General features: G+C 68.3%; 6 protein-coding genes. All 6 read left to right on the top strand.

All coding sequences use genetic code 11. The annotated features are described in order from the left end of the window. The coding region (locus N0A24_12130) for a hypothetical protein (protein ID MCS7174085.1) at positions 1–320 on the top strand (320 nt) is incomplete at its 5' end. Between the two features lie 7 nt (positions 321–327). Then, positions 328–1464: an LptF/LptG family permease gene (locus N0A24_12135; GenBank protein ID MCS7174086.1), complete on the top strand. Its 1137-nt coding sequence runs from the start codon at positions 328–330 to the stop codon at positions 1462–1464. Continuing rightward, complete coding sequence (lptC, locus tag N0A24_12140; GenBank protein ID MCS7174087.1) at positions 1461–2030, top strand: LPS export ABC transporter periplasmic protein LptC; 570 nt, start codon at positions 1461–1463, stop codon at positions 2028–2030. Before N0A24_12135 ends, lptC begins: the two co-directional genes overlap by 4 nt. Beyond that, positions 2027–3235, top strand: a complete 1209-nt coding sequence (locus N0A24_12145) for a hypothetical protein (GenBank protein ID MCS7174088.1) — start codon at positions 2027–2029, stop codon at positions 3233–3235. Before lptC ends, N0A24_12145 begins: the two co-directional genes overlap by 4 nt. Beyond that, the gene (locus tag N0A24_12150) at positions 3232–3936 is read left to right on the top strand and encodes a M23 family metallopeptidase (GenBank protein MCS7174089.1); all 705 of its coding nucleotides are present in this window, start codon (positions 3232–3234) and stop codon (positions 3934–3936) included. The genes N0A24_12145 and N0A24_12150 overlap by 4 nt, the downstream gene beginning before the upstream one ends. A gap of 9 nt (positions 3937–3945) precedes the next feature. Continuing rightward, entirely contained in the window at positions 3946–6051 is a 2106-nt protein-coding gene (locus N0A24_12155; protein ID MCS7174090.1) for a hypothetical protein, read from the top strand. The last annotated feature ends 138 nt before the right edge of the window (positions 6052–6189 follow it).

The raw sequence follows: 6189 nt of genomic DNA on the forward strand, positions 1-6189 counted from the left end.
AGGCCGCCTCACAGTCCCGGGAACTCTTTGACTTGGTCAAGCAGGAGGCGGAGGCCCGGGGATGGGAGGACTGGGAGGCGGTGGTGCGGGAGAGCCTGGTGCGGGCCGTGGAGGCCCGTCTGTTCCTCCCCAACCTCCAGGAGCAGTCGGACTACCTCGACGCCACCTTCAACGAGGGGCTGGTGCTCGTGCGGCACTTCGCGCAGCGCCTCATGGACCTGGAGCGGGGACAGGTGAACCTCGCACGATTCGTGGAGGAGGGTCTCCGGAACGTGAACGTGCCGCAGGTGCGCCAGCAGTGGCAGGGGCGGAGGAGGTAGCGGCTTTATGCCCTCCCTGCTCGATCGGTACGTGACCCGGGAGCTCCTCCCGCCCTTTCTGGCGGGGGTCTTCGCGTTCCTCGTCATCCTCGTGGGCGACATCCTCTACGTGCTCGCGGAGTACCTGGCACGGGGACAGGTTCCGCTGTGGGCCCTTTTGCGCCTGTTCTTCTACAAGCTCCCGCACATGCTGGTGATCACCTTCCCGGTCGCCACCCTGCTCGGAACCCTGCTGGGAGTGGGGCGACTCACGAAGGACGGGGAGATCATCGCCCTCCGGATGGCGGGGCTGTCGCTCACCCGGATCTTCCTCCCCGTGATGGGCTTCGGGCTACTGATAAGCGCCCTGTCGTTCGGGGTGAACGAGTACCTCACGCCGCTCGCGAACCGCAAGGCGGACGAACTCGTGCGCCGCACCATCTTCCGCGAGATCTTCCCCAACATCAAGCAGGACGTCTTCTTCCGGGGACCGCAGAACCGGTACTTCTACGTGCGACAGGTGGACTACACGAACCGGATCCTGCAGGGGGTGATGGTGTACGAACTCGGGGGCGCCTACCCGCGCCTCATCACCGCCCAACGGGCCACCTTCGGGGAAGGGGTATGGGTGCTGGAAGACGGGGTGGTCCGGGAGCTGGATCGGAACGGGTTCACCAGTTACGAGGCGGGCTTTGAGCGGTTCGAGCTCCGGGTGGACGTGGACGCACAGGGATTTCTGCTCCAGCAGAAGACCCCGGACGAGATGTCCGCCTCAGAGCTGCGGCAGCACCTCCAGCAGCTCCGCTCCAGCGGGGTGGATCCCCAGCCCCTGGCGGTGGACTACTACTTCAAGTTCGCGGCCCCGCTCGCGGCCCTCATCTTCGCCTTCATGGCGGCTCCTCTGGGGCTCGTGGCGGCCCGGGGAGGGCATTACACGGGGGTGGGAGCGGCCATTGCGCTGGTGTTCGTGTACTACGCGGTGATGAGCACGGCCCGGGCATGGGCCAAGGCGGGGACCCTCCACCCCTTCCTGGGCGCGTGGGCCGCCAACCTGGCGTTTCTTGCGGGCGGCGTCCTCCTGTACCTCTACGTGGAGGGTCTGCTGAGGGGGCGGCGGCCTCAGGTCACGCCTCCGGTCTCCGCCCGGCCTGTGGAGGCGGGATGAGGACGCTGTTGATCGTGGGGATCACTGCGGGGCTGGTGGCCGGGTTCGCCTGGGCCATGCGCACGGAGCCCGTCCCTGAGGTCCCAGCCACGCCCGCTCCGCCGGTTGCTCTGCGGGCCGAGGAAACCCGGGTGGTGGTCCGGCACCGCGGAGCGCCCCAGGTAGACCTGCGGGCGCGGGAGGCGGAGGTAACGCCGGATCAGCAACGTGCCACCCTGAAGGATGTGGCGCGGGCCACCGTGTTCCGGGAGGGGAAGGAGTTCCTGAGGGTGCGGGCGAGGCGCATCGTCTTCAACCGGTCAACCCAGAACTTCGTCGCCACCGGCGAGGTGGAGATCACCTCCCCGGATGGGGATTGGCTGCGGGCGCCGGAGGTGGTGTACCACAACGACCGGGCCCTCCTCGTCTTCCCCAAGGGCGTGGAGTTCCAGCTGGGTCGGAACCACGCCCGGGCCCGGATCCTGCGCTACCACGTGCAGCGGGACGTGGTGGAGATGGAGGGGGAGGTGGACGTCCAGCTGGACATCCGCTCCCTCCCCAGCCCCGGTCCGGAGGGAGGCCGATGAGGTACAGGTGGGTCCTGGCCGTCCTCCTAGGAGCAACCCTGGCCCTGCCCGTCTTCGCCCAGCAGCCCATGCAGGTCCCGGAGTCCGGACAGGGTCGGCTGCAGGCGGACCGGATCCGGTACGACGCCCGCAACGGCGTCTTCGAGGCACGCGGGAACGTGCGGCTCGTGCTGGGCGACGTCACGGTCACGAGCACAACCCTCACCTACCACGAGCGGACCCGCACCGCCTGGGCAGAGGGAGAAGCGCGGGTCGTTCAGGGCGCCACCACCCTCTCCGCGCCCTCGGTCCGGTACGAGGCCTCTCCCCGCGTCGTGCATGCCTCAGGGGGCGTGGTGGTACAGCAGTCCGATCTGACCCTCCGGGCACGGGAGCTCCTCTACCGGCTGCAGGACCAGTTGGTGGAAGCTACAGGGGAGGTCGTGGTGGTGCAGCCGGACCAGACCCTGCGCGCGGACCGGCTCACCTACCGGGTACGGGAGAAGATCGCGGACGCCACGGGGAGCGTACGGCTCCAGACCAAGGATTCCACCCTTGAGGGCGAGGCCATGTGGGCGGATCTCACGAGGCAGGAGGCCCGGGTGCGGGGCCCCGCACGCCTCGTACGCAAGGGCGGGCCTCCGCCCCGGGGCCGGGAACAGGATCGGGTGGTGGCAGCCCTCGCCAAGGAGGACACCACCATCACCGCTTCCCGGACCCTCTGGTTCCGCTGGCAGCAGACCAACGAGGCCCGGGCCGAAGGGGAGGTGCGCCTCGTGCAGGTCGATAAGGAGGCCCGGGCGGACGAGGCCCACTATTCCGAACAGGACGATCGGATGGAGCTCCGGGGAAGGGCCGAGGTCCACCAGCGTAGCGGGCAGTGGCTGGTGCGGGAGCGGCTCGCCCGGCCCCCGGAGACGGAAGAGGAGAAAAAGGCCCTGGAAACCCCGGCCACCATCCAGGCGGACCGCATCGTGATCTACCTCGGCACCCGCGACGCGGTGGCCACCGGCAACGTGCGGGTGACCCAGGGCAAGCGCAGCGCGGTGGGGGAGCGGGCGGAGTACGACGACCGCAACGGAATCATCCTCCTCGTGGGCCGGCGGGCCCGCATGCAGCGGGAGGACGGCGCGTGGCTAGAAGCGGAGCGGGTGGTGGTCTCCCTCAAGGAGGACACCTTCGAGGCCTACGGTGCCGTGGACACCACCTTCCCGGTGCGGCCATGAGGTTTGTGGCCTGCTTGCTGTGGCTCCCGTTGCTGACCTCGGGATGCGGGGACACGGTCGTACTGGAGCCCCCAAGCGGCCCCACGCCCAGGCCCGAAAACCGCACCCTGGCCCTCTTCGACCGCCCCTTCCAGGGTGACCCCGGGGTGACCAACGTCTTCGACCACCAGTATCCCGGGCAGCCTGCAGGCAAGGGCTACTCCCTCACCTTCCGGGGGAACCGGTTCCTGTTCGGGAACGAGGGCCACACGGGGTGGGACTGGCTGCTGTGGCGGGGAACCCCGGTGTTCGCGGTGGCGGAGGGAGAGGTGGTGACCGCGGGTACCTTGTCCCCCTTCTTTTGTCCTCTTCCCGGGTTCGGTCGAATCGTCTCGGACCAGCTCGCGGTGGAGATCCTGGTGATCGCTCCGGACGGAACTCGGTTCCGGGTGGGCTACCACCACCTCGACCGGGTGGACGTACGGACAGGACAGCGGGTGGCGGCCGGGCAGCAGATCGGGCTTTCCGGAAACACGGGTTGCAGCACGGGGCCGCACCTGCACTTTGAGGTCATCCGCCTGGATGGCACGAACTCCGGGGGCCCGGCCTGGGTGGATCCCTTCGGGTGGGAGGGCCCGTTCGCAGACCCGTGGGCCCAGCACCCGCAGGGAGCGCCGAGCCTCTGGCTGTGGAAGCCCGGGGCAGCCCCACCAACCCCATAGGGAACCGACTTGCGTCTCCGGATCAGCCTTCTCGCCACCCTTCTGGCCCTCGCACTGGTAGCCCCTGCTTCCCCGCAGGAGGACCAGGGGGAAGGAGTCCCCATCCGGGTCCGGGCTGATTACCTCCGGTACGACCGGGCCCGGCAGGTGGTCTCTGCCCGGGGCAACGTGGTGGTGGAGTACCAGGAGCTCACCCTCCGGGCAGAGGAGGTGCTGCTCGAACTGGAGCCCATGGAGCTCGTGGCCCGAGGAAGGGTAGTTCTCGAGAGCGCGGGACAGGTGGTGACCGCGGAGCAGCTCACGTACAACCTGCGCACCCGTCTCGGCAGCCTGGAGGTCGCGGAGACCCGGTGGCGGGATCCCCTGGTCCGAGACCCAATCCACATCCGGGCGGGCCGGATGGAGGGGAACCCCGAACAACGAATGTGCTTTTACGACGCGGAGGTCACCACATGCGACCTGGACGACCCGGGGGCTCCATACAGGCTGGCGGCCCGGGAGATCGAGTTCATCCCCCAGGATCGGGTGGTGATGCGGGAGGTCTCCCTGTATCTCTTCGGGGTCAAGGTCCTGACCCTGCCTTTCTTCCTGCTCTTCCTTCGAGAGCCGCGGCAGACCCGGATCCTGCCGCTTGTGGGCTACAGCGAGGAGGAGGGGTTCTTCATTAAGATGACTACCACGTATTTCCTGAGCGACGAGCACCTGGGGTTTGTGTACACGGACTGGATGGAGCGAATCGGGTTTGGCGGTGGAGTCGAGCACCTGTGGCGGTACAGCCGGGGCCAGGGAAACTACTTCGTGTACTTCCTGCAGAACCGGAAGGTGGCTGGCTCCGACCTTCGGCTGCGGCTGCAGCACCGCCACGATTTCGGAGGAGGACTCGCCGTGGGGGCCTTCTACGACGAGTTCCGCCGGCAGCTGGCGGACGGGAGCCTCACGCGGTCCCTGTACGCCAGCCTCGACGCCGTGTACTCCGACCCTGTACAGTCCGCTAACCTCTTCGCCGCCTACACCCGCAACGACACCCCGCAGGGGTTTGCTGGGGACTTCCTGAACGCCCTCTTCCAGTACAACCGGACCCTGGCCCCCAACCTCACGGCCCGGCTGCAGATCCCCACCAGCCAGCGGGGTGGTCCGAGCTTCACGGATCTGGAAGCCACGCCCCGGCTCGAGCTCACGTACACCAGGCCCGGATATACCCTGCAGCTTGTGGCGGAGCAGCGGGTGGACCTGGAGGGGGAGGCCTACCCGGGAGACCTCGTCCCCTCGGTCTCGCGGCTCCCCGAACTCCTCTACACGGGCTTCCCTCAATCGCTCCGACTGGGCAGCGTCAATCTCTCCCTGCAGCTCCAGGGCTCCATGGGCTACTACGTCGAGACTACCCCCTCAGGGACGGGCATGCTCTCGCTCCCCGCGGGACGGCTGGACGTCCAGGCGGTCCTCTCCGGCACCCACACCCTGAGTCCGCAGACCTCCGCAAACCTCCAGCTCTCCCTCCGAACGTCCTACTACACCACCGGGAACCTGCGGGCCCTGGTGTTCGGAAGTCTCGGGGTCAGCCAGCAGATCGGCCCGCAGCTTCTGGGCCGCCTGACCTACACCTATAAGGACGTCGCCGGGGATACCCCTTTCCAGTTCGACCGGGATCCCACCCGTATCAACACCCTGCAGGCGCGGCTCACCTACCAGGCCCCTACCCTCACCGCGGACCTCGCAATCCCATACAACTTCCTCCGGGCGCTGCCGGATCCGGTGGTGCTGCAGGTGCAGTGGCTGCCGCTTCCCGGGTGGACCCTGGCTGCCGCGGCCCAGTACGACCTGACCCTGGGGAGCCTCGCCACGGTTGAAGCCCAGGTGCGGGCGCGGCTGTCCGACCAGTGGGAGGTGGTGTACACAGGGCGGTACGCTGCGCTCAGCGGCCAGATCTTCCACGACACCATCCAGCTGAACTACTACCAGCAGTGCTGGGCCGCGAGCGCCACGTACCGGGGGGCGGATCAGGCCGTGTGGCTGGAGGCCTGGCTCACGGCCTTCCCGCAGGCGGTGGGGGCCGTGGGTGTGGGACAGACCGGGATCCTCTTCCCGCAGCCCCTCCTCCCCTCGCCCACCCGCTAGACCGGATGGCAGGGACCCGGGCCGTCCGCCGGACGGATCCGGCCTGCCCGCGCTACAATGATCCTGCCATGCCTTTTACCGTGAAGGACTTCCAGGACCTGCTGCGGCTGCTCCAGCAGCACCCCGAGTGGCGGGACC

Source organism: Armatimonadota bacterium (assembly GCA_025059775.1).
GTDB lineage: Bacteria > Sysuimicrobiota > Sysuimicrobiia > Sysuimicrobiales > Sysuimicrobiaceae > Sysuimicrobium.

Coding starts and splice junctions, on each gene's coding strand:
- N0A24_12135 (MCS7174086.1), top strand. CDS start 328: ATGCCCTCCCTGCTCGATCGGTACGTGACCCGGGAGCTCCTCCCGCCC.
- lptC (MCS7174087.1), top strand. CDS start 1,461: ATGAGGACGCTGTTGATCGTGGGGATCACTGCGGGGCTGGTGGCCGGG.
- N0A24_12145 (MCS7174088.1), top strand. CDS start 2,027: ATGAGGTACAGGTGGGTCCTGGCCGTCCTCCTAGGAGCAACCCTGGCC.
- N0A24_12150 (MCS7174089.1), top strand. CDS start 3,232: ATGAGGTTTGTGGCCTGCTTGCTGTGGCTCCCGTTGCTGACCTCGGGA.